The sequence below is a fragment of the Kushneria sp. Sum13 genome, from assembly GCF_052692355.1.
On sequence record NZ_CP199847.1, the window covers coordinates 1,904,914 to 1,918,503 of the forward strand.

Below are 13,590 nucleotides of genomic sequence, written 5' to 3' on the forward strand. Positions count from 1 at the left end.
ACTGACGCATACGAAAAAGGGCCGGCCCTGATGCCCGGCCCTTTGGGCGTCATGTCTGCAGCGCGCTACTTCGCATGCCGGAATCGAGTGCTCTAGTGCTCTGACACTTGAGAGGCTTGTCCGCCGAGGTTAGAGACCGCGCGGGGCAAAGATGCCCGGGGCGTTACGCCAGTAGCCCTTGTAATCCATACCGAAACCGAAGACATAACGGTCCTCGACTTCCAGGCCACAATAGTCCGCCTTGAGGTCAGGAACCGCCTTGCGATCGTGCATCTTCTCGACCAGCACGGCCGATGACACACTGGCCGCCCCTGCCTGATGGCAATATTCGAGAATGGCGGCAAGGGTTGCCCCCTCATCCAGAATGTCATCCACGATCACCACGTGACGCCCTGCCATGGGCACTTCAGGGGAGACACGCCAGAACAGCTCACCACCGCGCAGACCACCGCGATAGCGCGTCGCGTGGAGATAATCCACTTCCAGCGGAAAGCCCAGACGGGTCAGCAGATGGCCGGTCGTAATCAGACCGCCATTCATCACGCAATAGAACACCGGCATGCTGTCAGAGAGAGACTTTGTCAGTCGCTCGGCCATGTCATCCAGCGCCCTTTCAACCGCAGGAAGATCGATCAGGCAATCTGCCTCATCCATCAAAACCTTCATATCGTTGTGATACTGGGCTATCTCGAGGTGACCATCATGCTGTTCAGGCATCGCCATCTGACTCACTGTTGTGTTCGGTATCAAATGGGGCAGGCTGCCCCTTGTTTTGCTTCCCCGAACGGCTTCTGGAGGTCGACCGGGAATTTTGAGGGGCGCTATCCTGCCGGGAATCCCTTTCAGACTCAAGGTCTTCCTGCTGCGCCCTCTGACCGAGGCGCACCTCATCGGGAACATAAATTCTTGAAGCAGGCAGGGCCAGCTCTGCGCCATGTCGATAGATGATGTCGCGCACGGCGAGCAATATGCGCTGGCGAGTCTCGTTATAACGCTGCCAGTCAGTGACACTGCTCAATGCGTAGATCATCAGATTAAGCGAATAGTCGCCATACTGATTGAACGTCACCGTGATCAGCTCATCGCTGTTGATCTCGTCATCCTGGTCGAGCATCTCACGTATGTCGCCGGTGATCGCCTCAATGGCATCGGCATCCTGATAACGGATGCCAACGTTCTCCCAGAGAAGGCGTGCCTGCATGCGGGAAGGCGTCTCGATGGTAATCCGACTGAACGCTGCATTGGGCACATAGATGGGCGGCCCGGCAAAGGTACGAATACGGGTCAGACGCCAGCCGATATCTTCAACCACGCCCTCTATTTCCCGATCGGGCGAGCGAATCCAGTGCCCTACCTGAAAAGGCTTGTCCAGGTGAATGACCATTCCCCCGAAGAAATTGGCCATGACATCGCGCGCGGCAAAGCCCACCAGCAAACCACCGGCACCGCCGACCGCCAGAATGCTGGACATGTTGACCCCCAGCATCTGCATGGCCAGCAGCAGGACGACGATCAGCGTGATAGCCCCGACAATCTTGGTCACCGCCGAGGCCGTGGTCTGATCCACAGGGGTCGACTTCGAGCTGCCGGGCGGAAAGACCAGTCGCTGCTCGAGACGCTGCATCAGCCGGGTTTCGCCCCAGAACACCAATACCAGGGTGATCATGCCAAACGCCAGGGCCATATAGCGACTGAACCCTTCGAACTCGATTTCCCGAGCCACCAGGGTCAGGATCATGCATAACGCACCGCTCCAGAGCCACACCCGAAAGGGCATCCGAAAGCCATGCACCAGGGCATCATCCCAGCGCCTTGGGCTATCACGCAGACGGCGCTCCAGCCGACGCAGCAGTATTGCCGACACGATATCGACCACTACGGTCAAAAACGCCAGACCGATCAGCATGGCGGCCCAGCCAGGCAGGCCGGTCAGCTGATCCATGCGGTCGCGCATATCGGTGAGCAGGTCCTGCCAGAGTGCAGTGGCTTCCATAAAGAGGGACCTTTCAGGTCATGGGTGCGTTTGGTCGTTAGTCAGACCGTGTGTCGATCTGCTGAAGGCTGTCATATGTGCGCTGCCAGCGCGGCAGCGCCCTGAGCGCTTCAAGCGTCAAACGCTCGCCGCTGAAATGAAGCCTGCCCAGACGCTGACGGGCTGCCGGCGCCATCTCATGCCGGGCCAGCCTGTCGCGAGCACGGGCAGCGGCTTCAGGGTCGTTGCATAAAAGGGTCAGGTCACAGCCGGCCTCCAGCGCCGCCATGACACGCTCACCGGGGCCCCCGGCCATCGCTGCGCCTTCCATGGAAAGATCGTCGGAGACAATCACGCCCTCAAAACCGATGTCGTGACGAAGATATTCCAGCCAGCGCTTTGAGAAGCCGGCGGGACGATCATCGACCTGGGTAAAACGCACGTGCGCCGGCATGATGCCGGTCAGGCGATCAGACAGCGAACGAAAGGGAATCAGGTCGTGTGACTCGAGTGCTTCCAGCGTTCGGGTATCTTCCGGCATCACAAGATGTGAATCGAGCGTGACCCCGCCATGACCCGGAAAGTGCTTTCCGACACTGGCCATCCCGGCCTCTTCAAACCCTTCAATAAAGGCACCGGCCAGCGCGGTGACATGATGCGGATCATCGGAGAAGGCACGATTACCGATGGCCGGGCAACGGGCATCGTCCAGATCCAGTACCGGCGCAAAGGAAAAATCAGCGCCGCAGGCCGCCATTTCCATGGCCAGCAGCCAGCCGGTATCCCGGGCAAGCAACAGCGCCTCATCGGGCAGGCGACGATAGTACTGCCCCAGCTGCGCCATCGGCGGCAGCGTAGTGACGCCATTGCGAAGACGCTGAACACGCCCACCCTCCTGATCAATGGCAATCACGATGTTCGAACGGCAGCGTCGAATATCATCACACAGCTTTCGCATCTGCTCGGGCGACTCGACATTGCGCGCAAAGAGAATGATTCCCCCCACGCAAGGGTCGGAAAGCCAGCCTCGCTCCACGTCATTCAGACGCGTGCCCTCGATATCGCACATGAGAGGGCCACCAAAGGTTTCAGCCCCGGAATCGATCATGAATGCGTTCCTGTTCTGGGATGGGAAATCGTCTCGTGGTCCGGACAGGACGCCGGCATGCCACTGGTATTAACCTCGGTCACCGGGGCACGCAAGGCATGCAGGGCGACCGGTTTCAACCGCTGAGCCAGCTCTCGGATGGTGATGCGCTGATGATAGTCATGCTCTGCGATATCGCGCAGCGTATTGAGACCGGACAGGGTAAAGATGACCGACCCCAGCATGAAATGCAGCCGCCAGAAGCGTTCATCGTCGGCCAGCTCCGGGGTCGCCTGCCTGAGAAGCTTTAAAAATCGCGAAAAGATATCACCATAACGGCTGCGAAGCTCTTCACGAAGATGGCGCTGAGCCTGCGAATAGGCGAGCCCCAGAAGCTTCATGAAGGTTCTGAGATCATGGCTTTCAGAGGGCATTTCCAGCACGCTGATAAAAAGCGTATCGAGAAGCCTGTCAAGATCCGAGGATTTTGCCTCGTCTGCCTCCAGCCTATCCAGCCGCTGATGAAGATCTGCACTGAAAGGGTCCAGATATCGGAAAAACACCGCCTGTATCAGGGCCTGCTTGGAGCCGAAGTGATAATTGACAGCGGCCAGATTGACTTCGGCACGACCCGTGATCCGGCGCAGGGAAGTTTCGGAAAAGCCATGTTCGGCAAACAGTACTTCCGCCGCATCAAGGATTCGGGTCACGGTATCGGATGGCACCATGGAAAATATCAGTTCTCTATCATGAAATGAAAACGTGCAGACCAGCTCATGATGGTAGCACCATTGCCGGCTGGCACCTGCACGGGAGACAGTATCGAAGCGCTTGCATTGATCTGATGACTGGATACAATCACATACTGTATACATCAACAATGGCCACTGCACATGACACGACCGTTGACCGCACGCCAACAGGCCGTATTCGATTTCATTGCCAGGACCATCAGTGAACTCGGCTACCCCCCTACGCGTGCCGAAATTGCCGGCGCACTGGGATTTCGCTCGCCCAATGCTGCTGAAGAGCATCTGCGCGCCCTGCGCAAGAAAGGGGTCATCGAGATGATCCCTGGAACATCGCGTGGCATTCGTATTTCTGCTCAGGTGCAGGTTGCTCAGGAACAGGAAAGCATCACTGCAGGACTGCCCGTTATTGGCGAAGTGGCCGCCGGGAGCCCGATTCTTGCTGCCGAGCACATTTCACGTTACTGCCCGATGCCTGCCGATTTTTTCAATCCGGGCGCCGACTACCTGCTTCGGGTCCGCGGTCTTTCCATGCGTGATGCCGGCATTCTGGATGGTGATCTTCTGGCCGTTCATCGCACTCATGACGCCCGCGACGGACAGGTTGTGGTGGCACGACTGGGAGACGATGTCACGGTCAAGCGTTTCAAGCGACAGGGCAGCATTGTCAGCCTGATCGCTGAAAACCCTGACTTTGAACCCATCACGATTGATCTGACGCGCCAGAGTCTGGACATTGAAGGCGTTGGCGTGGGTGTCATCCGCGGTGGTGACGGTAACAGCCTTTAAACCTTCCTCTTGCCCCATGCGGTGATGCGCCAGAGGCGCGTCACCGCACGCGCGGTAACATGAGCCGGTCCCTGTCCAGCGCCATTCCGGCACGCTGATAGATATCCATCATCAGATGGCACTCATCGTCGCGCATCCCCATTGGACGTGCATCCCCAAAAAGACGCGTCAGATCACGCATGGCCGCCAGGCGAGCCGACGGTCGGCGCTGGCACTTTTCCAGATCTACCAGGGCCGTATGAGCCTTGCCATCACCATCCAGGCGCACCAGCACTTCCTTGGGATAGAGGTGTCCATGCTTGCGGCCACTTTGATGCAGCCTGATCAGATTTTCCGCCAGTGCCTGAAAAATGACAGCACGCTGTTCCAGTGTATATCGGTTGGCCAACAGCATGGCCTGCAGACTCTCATAACCAAGTAGTGCTTCGGTCACCAGCACGGCCTGCCAGCCCTGGCTGCCTTTGCGGGCTCTGAAAAAGACGGGAACCGGCGCATTGACGCCAAGCTTTCGACATCGATTGAGCCCCTGCCATTCACGTACTGTCGTGGGCCGACCCAGCGGATAGCGCAGGCTGTGAAAGAGATGGCCATGCTGAATCTTGACGTAAAACGACGGCCCCTGCGGGTCAGGACTTACAAACCGAACACCGCTGAGGCCGCCCTTTCGCTGATTGGGAGGCTCTACCCATTCTCCCGGTGCCTGCCACCAGAAGTCAAAATCGCCCTGCAGGCTCTGTGACATAACAAATTCATTCCGGTTTTTCAGATACAAGGATCTGAAACGCCGATACCCGCACATGGACGGGTATCGAGCGATTAATACATCGACACCGGATCAGTGAATGGCAGCAGGCTCGGGCGCATCAATAGCATCATCTTCATCGGCCAGTACAGAGCGCGAAATCAGGTGATCCAGCATCTCACGGGCAACATCAAATCGATGATGGCGTAAAAGCTCCAGAGTCTGGGATGAAAACCGAATGCTGGCCAGAGGCTCGTTCTTCTCGTCGCTGTCGGCGGCCCGCAGCACAAATTGCCCGTCTTCCAGCTCAACAATTTCAAATACGGCCGCTTCAGTCATGTGCCACCTCACTGATCCGATCAGCGAACAACATTAAAGCAATGTTAAGGGCACCTGACGACAATGTCACGTTTATCAAATACAAGGTATTACCATTCATAACTGGTTTCACGAAGTCTTGGGAGCAGTGTCCGAAAATCATCAAGGCACTTTGCCAGCTCCCGCTGAAGGGGCTCGCTCTGGCTGGAAGCAATCATGTTGTCATGGCGACGAAGCTGTGCCGCGCCGCCTTCATCATGGAGACGGTCCAGCAGCTGCATCAGACGGGCCAGCCAACTGTCGGGCTGGGCCACAAGCGCTCGCAACAACTCGATTTCAGCCACCGGCGCCGGAGGCTGATCCAGCACCGTGCGCCAGTGCATCGAGGGCCAGCGACAGGTATGGGCAATCTCCTTGATCGCGCTTTCAAGTGCCATTTCAATCATTGAAAGCGCTCCCTCTTCGAGGGCCCGACGTCTGGCATCGGCATGCTCGTCATTGCCCGGCGACTGCTCCAGCAGCAGCAGGGCCTGATACAGCAGCTGATTGGTACGACCCTGATGACTCATGAGGCCTGCTTCCCACCCTTGCTGCCCTTTTTGGCGCCCGGACTCTTCCGGTTGTCTTCGACCTGCCAGCGATCTCCTTCCCACAGCGCCTTCCAGCCAGTGGCCTTGCCATCCGCTTCTGTCAGCACGTACTGACTCTTGGTCTTGCGCGAGAACCGGATCTGCGCCGGATGACCGTCCGGATCATGGTCCGGTGCCTTCAAAAGAAAGTGATACTTCTCCGGCAGCACTTCGGCATGAGGCCTGATTTCACTGACCAGCGGCGGTCGCGTTTCACGATTTTTCGGGAACTGGCTGGCCGCCAGGAAAAGACCACTGGCGCCATCACGAAGCACATAGTGGTCGTCCACTTTCTGACAGGTCAGTTCCGGCATCGGAATCGGATCCATCTTGGGCGGAGCCGGTTCGCCGCTTTTCAAAAGCTTGCGAGTATTTTTGCAATCGTCATTGGTACAGGCGAAGTATTTACCGAAACGCCCCGTACGCAGCTGCATTTCCGAACCGCACTTGTCGCACTCAATGGTCGGGCCTTCATAGCCCTTGATGCGAAAGTGGCCCTCTTCGATTTCGTAATAGCCGTCATCATCATTGCTGATGTGGATCTTGCGCGTTTCATCGATGAGATAGCTGTCCATCGCCGTACCCGTATTCGGGTTGCGGCGCTTGGCGCGCAGGGCATCGGTTTCGGCATTGTCATCGGCATCTGCGGGCACGGCTTCATCACCGGGCAGCAGATCGATGGTGGTCTTGCAGCGCTCCTTGGGCGGCAGGTTGTAGCCCGAACAGCCCAGAAAGACCCCGGTCGAGGCAATACGAATCTGCATCGGCCGCCCGCAGGTCGGACACTGGATATCGGTCTCGACCGGCTGATTGGGGCGCATGCCTTCCTCACCCTCGGCATGCTCGAGACGGGCACGAAAATCACCGTAGAAGCTGTTCAGCAGCTCGCGCCAGTCACGTTCGCCGTCGGCGACGTGGTCAAGCTCATCTTCCATGCGGGCCGTGAAGCCATAGTCCAGCAAGTCTTGGAAGGACTCCGTCAGTCGGTCAGTGACGATCTCACCGAGCTTCTCGGCGTAGAACCGGCGGCTGTCCAGCTTGGCGTAGCCACGCTCCTGGATCGTGGAGATGATCGCGGCATAGGTCGAAGGCCGGCCGATGCCGCGTTTTTCCAGCTCCTTGACGAGGCTGGCTTCGGTATAGCGCGCCGTCGGCTTGGTAAAATGCTGCTTTGGTTCGAGCGTTTTGAGTTCAAGACGCTCTCCCTTGCCCAGATCCGGCAGCTGCTGATCCTCTTCCTTTCTGGAAGAAGGCTTGAGCACTCGGGTATAGCCATCAAAGCGCAGCACGCGCCCTTTGGCACGCAGCTCGAAATTCTCGACTTCGATGCTCAGAGTGGTCGACAGGTACTGGGCCGGCACCATCTGGCAGGCCAAAAACTGGCGCCAGATCAACTCATAAAGACGCTCGGCATCACGTTCCATGCTGCCCAGGTCATCCGCCCGTCGGCTGACATCGGTCGGCCTGATCGCCTCGTGGGCTTCCTGAGCACCCGCCTTGCTGGAATAGACGTTGGGCGATTCGGGAAGATAGTTGCTCCCCATTTCCGCTTCGACGTAGTCACGCGCCATGGTAATGGCATCGGCCGACAGGTTGGTCGAATCGGTACGCATGTAGGTAATGAAGCCTGCTTCATACAGGCGTTGCGCCAGGGTCATGGTCTTTTTGACCGAAAACCCGAGGCGGCCACTGGCAGCCTGCTGCAGGGTGGACGTTATAAAGGGCGCACCGGGCTTGCTGGAAGTCGGACGATCCTCCCGTCCGGTAATGGTGTACTCGGCCGTCTTGAGCGGCGCAATCAGCGAGGTGGTCTGCGATTCACTGACCGGACGGAAGTTTTCACCGCCATGGCGTGCCACTTCAAAGCGCACGATGTCGCCGCTGCCGGCTTCAAGATCGGCGTGAACGTCCCAGAACTCTTCGGGCGTAAAGGCGCGAATTTCGCGCTCTCGCTCAACGATCAGACGGACGGCCACGGACTGGACGCGACCGGCGGAAAGCCCCCGGGCAACCTTGTTCCACAACAGTGGCGAGACCATGAACCCCACGACCCGGTCCAGAAACCGGCGGGCCTGCTGGGCATGCACACGATCAAGCTTGAGCTCACCGGGTGTCTCAAACGCCTGAGCAATGGCATTTTTGGTGATTTCGTTAAACACCACTCGACGATAGCGTGACTCATCGCCACCGATGGTCTCACGCAAATGCCAGGCGATGGCCTCCCCTTCGCGGTCAAGGTCGGTCGCGAGATAGACGGCATCTGCCTTCTCGGCGAGCTTTTTGAGCTCGTCAACGACCTTTTCCTTGCCCGGCAGGATTTCGTAGTTCGCCTGCCAGTCATTTTCAGGGTCAACCCCCATGCGGCGAATCAGCTGATCATGACTCTTGCGCTTTTTATAGACCGCCTTTTCTTCAGCAGACATCTTGCGCGTGGCAGCCGCCTGTCGCGCACGCTCGGAGGGGTCAGTGGCATTTTTGCCACTACCACTGGTCGGCAGGTCACGAATATGACCCACACTCGATTTCACGATGAAATCGTTGCCGAGGTACTTGTTGATGGTCTTGGCCTTGGCCGGCGACTCGACGATCACCAGTGACTTGCCCATAGATCTCCGTCTCTTTTGCCGGCCCTGCCGGCACTGTCATGTCAGAAAAGCAGCGTGTGTGAGCGCCCGTTGATCCGGACCGATTCAGACACCCTGAAAATGCGACTACCCTACCCTGGCCTTACCCATGGCGCCACCGGTTAAAAAACGGTGCACGACAACGACCCTTGATCGCCGACATCAGGTGAGCTTTCCAGGTCCCACCGAATACCTCGACATTTTTCAGGGCGTCGTCAAGACTTTACCCCGGGTTCCGTCAACACCTGGCCATGGTCTCTGGGCCAGAGTCTCCAGGACTTTAACGCACAGCCGTCGCACCCAAAGGGGTGAAGAAGGTATAGTGAATACATTCAGCCACCGCATCAGGAGAATGCTTCATGACGAAAGCGACTGCCGGTCCGATTCGCCGCACCAAGATTGTCGCCACCCTTGGCCCCGCCAGTGACAAGGAAGGCGTTCTCGACGCCATGGTGCACGCAGGCGTTGATGTCGTTCGAATCAACTTCTCCCATGGCAGCGCCGAAGACCACCGTCGCCGTGTCGTCGCCGTGCGCGAAGCCGCCAAAAACCAGAAGCGCAACGTAGCCATTCTGGGCGACCTGCAGGGTCCGAAAATTCGTATTGCCCGTTTCGCCAACGGCTCGGTCGAGCTTGAAAACGGTCAGGACTTTGTCCTCGATATCAATCTGGGCCGCGATGAAGGCAACCAGCACCAGGTCGGCTGTGACTACCGGGAACTGGCCGACGACGTTAAAGGCGGCGATGTTCTGCTGCTGGACGACGGCCGCGTCGTACTGGAAGTCAAGCGTGTCGACAGCGGGCGCATTGAATGCACCGTCAAGGTGGGGGGCAAGCTCTCCAATAACAAGGGCATCAACAAGCAGGGCGGCGGCCTGTCGGCAGCAGCATTGACCGACAAGGATCGCGAGGACATGAAAACCGCGATCGATCTGGAAGTCGATTTCCTGGCGGTTTCCTTCCCCCGCTCCGGCGCCGATATGCAGCTGGCACGCGATCTGCTCGGCGACGCCGGCAAAAACATCGCGCTGGTGGCCAAGGTCGAACGCGCTGAAGCCGTGGCCAACGAAGCCACGCTCGATGAAATCATCATGGCCTCTGATGCCGTCATGGTCGCCCGTGGCGATCTGGGCGTAGAGATCGGCGATGCGCAGCTGATCGGCGTTCAAAAGCGCATGATTGCCCGCGCTCGTACGCTCAATCGCGCGGTCATCACGGCCACGCAGATGATGGAATCGATGATCGAGTCGCCGCTGCCGACCCGCGCCGAAGTCTTCGATGTGGCCAATGCGGTCCTTGATGGCACCGACGCTGTCATGTTGTCTGCCGAAACGGCAGCCGGCAGCTTCCCGGTTGAAACCATTGAAGCCATGAACCGCTGCTGCATGGGTGCCGAGCGCGAACGTGCCGCCCAGGAATCCAAGCACCGCATGGCCGATGAGTTTCATCGCATCGATGAAACCGTGGCCCTGTCGGCCATGTACGCCGCCAACCATCTGGAAGGCGTGGCCGCGATCGCCTGTCTGACCGAAACCGGTTATACGCCTCTGATTGCCTCGCGTATTCGCTCCGGCCTGCCGATCGTTGCGCTGTCATCGCATCCGCGCACGCTGCGTCGCATGGCGCTTTATCGCGGTGTGTTTGCCATCGAGTTCAATACCGATGACATGCCCAATGCCGAGGTCAACCAGCGCGCCGTGTCCGAACTTCAAAAGCGTGCACTGGCCAACCCGGGTGACTATGTCATCCTGACCCGCGGCGATCACGTCAGCGCTCAGGGCGGCACCAACGCCATGAAAATTGTTCAGGTCGGCGAACACATTGGCTGATCGGCATTTTTAAAATGGCTTTCCAGCCTCAAAAAAAGGCCTTCATTTGAAGGCCTTTAGTATTTTCCGGCACCGGCACTGCGCAGAATGTGCCTGAAACCTGTTGTGCTAAAGGCCCAGTATCCACCCTTCGATATGACGCGCCTCGCTCGACAGGGTCGATGACACCGGCAACTGCCCCTCTACCACGGCCACCATCATCAGGATGCCCAGCAGGGCATCAAATGCATCCTCACCGTCGGCCCGCTCGCCAAACCCTGACAGCAGCGATGCTTTCGCCTGCGTCTGCCATTGAACCGGCAGCTGGCTGTTCATGAGTCGCCGACAGGCATCGAGTCGATCGGCTTGCCGTCGTTTGCTCTGGCGCGCCGACAGCTCGGCGCCTACCAAACGGGCCGCCAGCGTGGGCCAGGTTTCACATAAAATGCAGTGACGTGTCTGTCCCAGCGCCGTCAGATCGCCATCAAAGGGCCAGAGCGCGGCCCCCTGCGCCACAGCCGGTCTAATCACGTCCCGCCAGCCGGTCTGAGCGGCCTTGCCGACCTGATTGGCCCCCAGTGTCCAGAACAGTGGACAGGGCTTGCGACCCGGCATCTCCCGTTCGCACTCTCGACGCAGGGCGTCAAAACTTTCAACATTGAGCGCCTGCGTCAGATCCGACTGTCTGACCCCCTTTCGGGCATGACGGGGATAAAAGGGCCGAGTCAGCGAGATGTCGTCACAGGCGCCCGCCGTGTCAAAAAAATCCCGCCATCGCGGTGATTCAAGTGCGTCGAGCCATGACCTGAAATCGGTCACCTCCACCTGTCTGGCCCACTGCCCCGGGACGCCAATGGGGAAATCAAATCCGGCAAGCGTTGCTCCCCGTGAAGGCGACAGCAGAACGTCGTCACGCCAGGCATGAATATTGTCGATACGAACCGGATCATGGATCTGCCACAGGCCATCCATGCGCCGGGCCTCGGCGTACCAGCGTTTTGAAGGAGACAGACTCCAGTCGGCATGAAGCAGCCGATCAATTTTGGCCATTATCAGTCGCTGTAGATTCCCGGCGCACCGGACGAGGCAAAGGCCCAGCACTCTTGGATGTCCGCGGGCAGTGTGCGTCCCTCGGACAGCGGCGGCAGATCGTCAAGATCAAAAAAGGCCGCGGCATCTGTCTCGTTGTTGGGCACGAACTCACCGCCCTCATGGGTACAGACATAAAAGAGCTTGTAGATATGATCCGGCGAATAGTAGGCATAAGGATGCAGGCTGCGATCCTTGAGCATGACCAGGCGCGGCTGACTTGCCCGGTGCCCGGACTCCTCGAAAATCTCTTTTAACACGTTGGCACTGGGGCCTTCGTTGATGTCGGCCCAGCCGCCGGGCAGCGTCCAGAGCCCGTCCTTCATTTCCCGGACCAGCAGGACGCGGCCACTGTCATCAAAAACGGCCCCGCGGACATCCACCTTGGGCGTGGCATACCCCTGATCCGGAATGATCAGGTTTTCGATTTTTTCGATGGGCACATCGCCGAGCACGGCAAACATCTGGTTGGTCAACGCCTCCAGCTGATAATAACGCTCCAGCTCATACTTGTTGTCGGTATAGGTCTGCCCGGTCTGGGCAATGGATCTGAGGGCCTTTGCAAAGGCTAACCAGTCATGTGTCATGCCATATCTCTCTTGCTTTCCATCATGCCCGTATCACCACAAGCACAGCGACTGGCATCGGCTGTCATCATGGTCCAGATTGATGGCTGATATTCTAGTGGATGACGCATCAGTGTGCGTTCGTTAATCAAGGGAGAAACCATGAAAGCCATTGCCACACGCGGTGCCAGCGACATTAATGCACCCGGTGCCTTCGAAGAAATCGAGATCGAGCGGCCTGCGCCCGAAGGTGAGGACGTTCTGGTTCGCATCGAGGCCATTTCGGTCAATCCGGTGGATACCAAGGTTCGCGCCGGAGCCCTGGGCGAGCTTGGCCAGCCCACCATTCTGGGCTGGGACGCCACGGGCATCGTTGAAGCGGTTGGCGAGCGCGTCAGCGAGCTTTCCGTCGGTGAGCGCATCTATTACTCGGGGGAGGTTAACCGACCCGGCTGCAACGCCCAGTACCAGTTGATCGATTCTCGTCTGGTGGCCCGCGCGCCTCAATCGCTTGATATCGAGGAAATTGCCGCCATGCCGCTGACGGCACTCACCGCCTGGGAGGCCCTTTTTGACAAGCTGCGTCTGGCACAGGACAGCGGTGACCATGGCGATCAGACGCTATTGATCATCAATGGCGCCGGTGGCGTGGGGTCGATCGCCATTCAGCTGGCCCGTCAGCTGACCGGTATCCGCGTGATAGCCACGGCCTCGCGCGAACAGTCAGTGCAGTGGTGTCGTGAAATGGGCGCGCATGACGTAATCGATCATCACGATCTGGTCAACGAGCTCAAGCGGCTCGATCTTGAAGAGGTCGACTACATCTTCAACTGCCATGATATTGGCGTGCACTGGGACAACATGGTGTCCCTGATCAAGCCACTGGGAGAGATCGTGGCCATTGCCGAGACGAAACAGCAGGTGGATCTCAATGCCCTGCAGGGCAAGGCGGCCAGCTTCCACTGGGAGTTCATGTTTGCTCGCCCCTTGCATGATGTACAGCGCGAACAACAGGGTGCTGCGCTGGCCACTCTGGCGCGCCTGCTCGATGAAGGCAGACTGCGCAGCACGCTGGGGGAAATCGTGGGCCCGCTCAGTGTCGAAAATCTGACCCGCGCCCATCAGATGCTGGAAGAAGGACACACCATCGGCAAGCTGGTCCTGACCGCCATGGACTAACGCAAATCTATGATTTGAAAACGCCGGCTCGGGGCCGG

At 58.5% G+C, this 13,590-nt stretch carries 13 protein-coding genes; 3 read left to right on the plus strand and 10 right to left on the minus strand.

From position 1 onward, the window contains the following. Positions 1-129 precede the first annotated feature (129 nt). From ACUN8C_RS08995 to ACUN8C_RS09010, 4 genes are read right to left on the minus strand one after another with little or no spacing between them, the layout of a single operon-like run. Positions 130-717, minus strand: coding sequence for a hypoxanthine-guanine phosphoribosyltransferase (locus ACUN8C_RS08995; protein ID WP_445618908.1), 588 nt, complete (start codon positions 715-717; stop codon positions 130-132). After that, a complete protein-coding gene (locus ACUN8C_RS09000; RefSeq protein ID WP_445618909.1) occupies positions 710-1,993 on the minus strand; it encodes a mechanosensitive ion channel family protein in 1,284 nt (427 codons plus the stop codon). Before ACUN8C_RS09000 ends, ACUN8C_RS08995 begins: the two co-directional genes overlap by 8 nt. A 37-nt stretch (positions 1,994-2,030) precedes the next feature. Then, positions 2,031-3,080 carry a beta-N-acetylhexosaminidase gene (gene nagZ / locus ACUN8C_RS09005; protein WP_445618910.1) on the minus strand — a complete coding sequence of 350 codons (1,050 nt, stop codon included), beginning with the start codon at positions 3,078-3,080 and terminating at the stop codon, positions 2,031-2,033. Next, positions 3,077-3,787, minus strand: a complete 711-nt coding sequence (locus ACUN8C_RS09010; RefSeq protein ID WP_445618911.1) for a TetR/AcrR family transcriptional regulator — start codon at positions 3,785-3,787, stop codon at positions 3,077-3,079. The genes nagZ and ACUN8C_RS09010 overlap by 4 nt, the downstream gene beginning before the upstream one ends. Positions 3,788-3,952: 165 nt before the next feature. Here ACUN8C_RS09010 and lexA point away from each other — a divergent pair, with 165 nt between their 5' ends. Beyond that, positions 3,953-4,597 (plus strand): transcriptional repressor LexA, encoded by a 645-nt coding sequence (gene lexA / locus ACUN8C_RS09015; RefSeq protein WP_445618912.1) that lies wholly within the window; start codon positions 3,953-3,955, stop codon positions 4,595-4,597. 40 nt (positions 4,598-4,637) lie between these two features. Here lexA and ACUN8C_RS09020 read toward each other — a convergent pair whose 3' ends face one another. From ACUN8C_RS09020 to topA, 4 genes are all read right to left on the minus strand, one after another. Then, positions 4,638-5,339, minus strand: coding sequence for a lipopolysaccharide kinase InaA family protein (locus ACUN8C_RS09020; protein ID WP_445618913.1), 702 nt, complete (start codon positions 5,337-5,339; stop codon positions 4,638-4,640). A 93-nt stretch (positions 5,340-5,432) separates the two neighbouring features. Further along, complete coding sequence (locus ACUN8C_RS09025) at positions 5,433-5,678, minus strand: hypothetical protein (protein ID WP_445618914.1); 246 nt, start codon at positions 5,676-5,678, stop codon at positions 5,433-5,435. An 89-nt stretch (positions 5,679-5,767) separates the two neighbouring features. Further along, positions 5,768-6,226, minus strand: a complete 459-nt coding sequence (locus ACUN8C_RS09030; RefSeq protein ID WP_445618915.1) for a DUF6586 family protein — start codon at positions 6,224-6,226, stop codon at positions 5,768-5,770. Then, the gene (gene topA / locus ACUN8C_RS09035) at positions 6,223-8,892 is read right to left on the minus strand and encodes a type I DNA topoisomerase (protein ID WP_445618916.1); all 2,670 of its coding nucleotides are present in this window, start codon (positions 8,890-8,892) and stop codon (positions 6,223-6,225) included. The genes ACUN8C_RS09030 and topA overlap by 4 nt, the downstream gene beginning before the upstream one ends. Before the next feature lie 377 nt (positions 8,893-9,269). Between topA and pyk the strand changes: the two genes are divergently transcribed. Beyond that, positions 9,270-10,739 (plus strand): pyruvate kinase, encoded by a 1,470-nt coding sequence (gene pyk, locus ACUN8C_RS09040; RefSeq protein ID WP_445618917.1) that lies wholly within the window; start codon positions 9,270-9,272, stop codon positions 10,737-10,739. A 108-nt stretch (positions 10,740-10,847) separates the two neighbouring features. Here the strand turns inward: pyk and ACUN8C_RS09045 are convergent, their stop codons facing one another. Further along, positions 10,848-11,768, minus strand: coding sequence for a hypothetical protein (locus ACUN8C_RS09045; protein ID WP_445618918.1), 921 nt, complete (start codon positions 11,766-11,768; stop codon positions 10,848-10,850). Positions 11,769-11,770: 2 nt separating this feature from the next. Continuing rightward, a complete protein-coding gene (locus tag ACUN8C_RS09050) occupies positions 11,771-12,394 on the minus strand; it encodes an NUDIX hydrolase (RefSeq protein ID WP_445618919.1) in 624 nt (207 codons plus the stop codon). Positions 12,395-12,535: 141 nt separating this feature from the next. Here ACUN8C_RS09050 and ACUN8C_RS09055 point away from each other — a divergent pair, with 141 nt between their 5' ends. Next, a complete protein-coding gene (locus ACUN8C_RS09055; protein ID WP_445618920.1) occupies positions 12,536-13,552 on the plus strand; it encodes a zinc-binding alcohol dehydrogenase family protein in 1,017 nt (338 codons plus the stop codon). The last annotated feature ends 38 nt before the right edge of the window (positions 13,553-13,590 follow it).

What these genes read in the sequence shown, in the direction of transcription:
- ACUN8C_RS09025 (WP_445618914.1), bottom strand. Translation starts at nt 5,678, where the DNA reads ATGACTGAAGCGGCCGTATTTGAAATTGTTGAGCTGGAAGACGGGCAA.
- pyk (WP_445618917.1), top strand. Translation starts at nt 9,270, where the DNA reads ATGACGAAAGCGACTGCCGGTCCGATTCGCCGCACCAAGATTGTCGCC.
- ACUN8C_RS09030 (WP_445618915.1), bottom strand. Translation starts at nt 6,226, where the DNA reads ATGAGTCATCAGGGTCGTACCAATCAGCTGCTGTATCAGGCCCTGCTG.
- ACUN8C_RS09045 (WP_445618918.1), bottom strand. Translation starts at nt 11,768, where the DNA reads ATGGCCAAAATTGATCGGCTGCTTCATGCCGACTGGAGTCTGTCTCCT.
- topA (WP_445618916.1), bottom strand. Translation starts at nt 8,892, where the DNA reads ATGGGCAAGTCACTGGTGATCGTCGAGTCGCCGGCCAAGGCCAAGACC.
- ACUN8C_RS09010 (WP_445618911.1), bottom strand. Translation starts at nt 3,787, where the DNA reads ATGGTGCCATCCGATACCGTGACCCGAATCCTTGATGCGGCGGAAGTA.
- lexA (WP_445618912.1), top strand. Translation starts at nt 3,953, where the DNA reads ATGACACGACCGTTGACCGCACGCCAACAGGCCGTATTCGATTTCATT.
- ACUN8C_RS09000 (WP_445618909.1), bottom strand. Translation starts at nt 1,993, where the DNA reads ATGGAAGCCACTGCACTCTGGCAGGACCTGCTCACCGATATGCGCGAC.
- ACUN8C_RS09020 (WP_445618913.1), bottom strand. Translation starts at nt 5,339, where the DNA reads ATGTCACAGAGCCTGCAGGGCGATTTTGACTTCTGGTGGCAGGCACCG.
- ACUN8C_RS09055 (WP_445618920.1), top strand. Translation starts at nt 12,536, where the DNA reads ATGAAAGCCATTGCCACACGCGGTGCCAGCGACATTAATGCACCCGGT.
- ACUN8C_RS08995 (WP_445618908.1), bottom strand. Translation starts at nt 717, where the DNA reads ATGCCTGAACAGCATGATGGTCACCTCGAGATAGCCCAGTATCACAAC.
- nagZ (WP_445618910.1), bottom strand. Translation starts at nt 3,080, where the DNA reads ATGATCGATTCCGGGGCTGAAACCTTTGGTGGCCCTCTCATGTGCGAT.
- ACUN8C_RS09050 (WP_445618919.1), bottom strand. Translation starts at nt 12,394, where the DNA reads ATGACACATGACTGGTTAGCCTTTGCAAAGGCCCTCAGATCCATTGCC.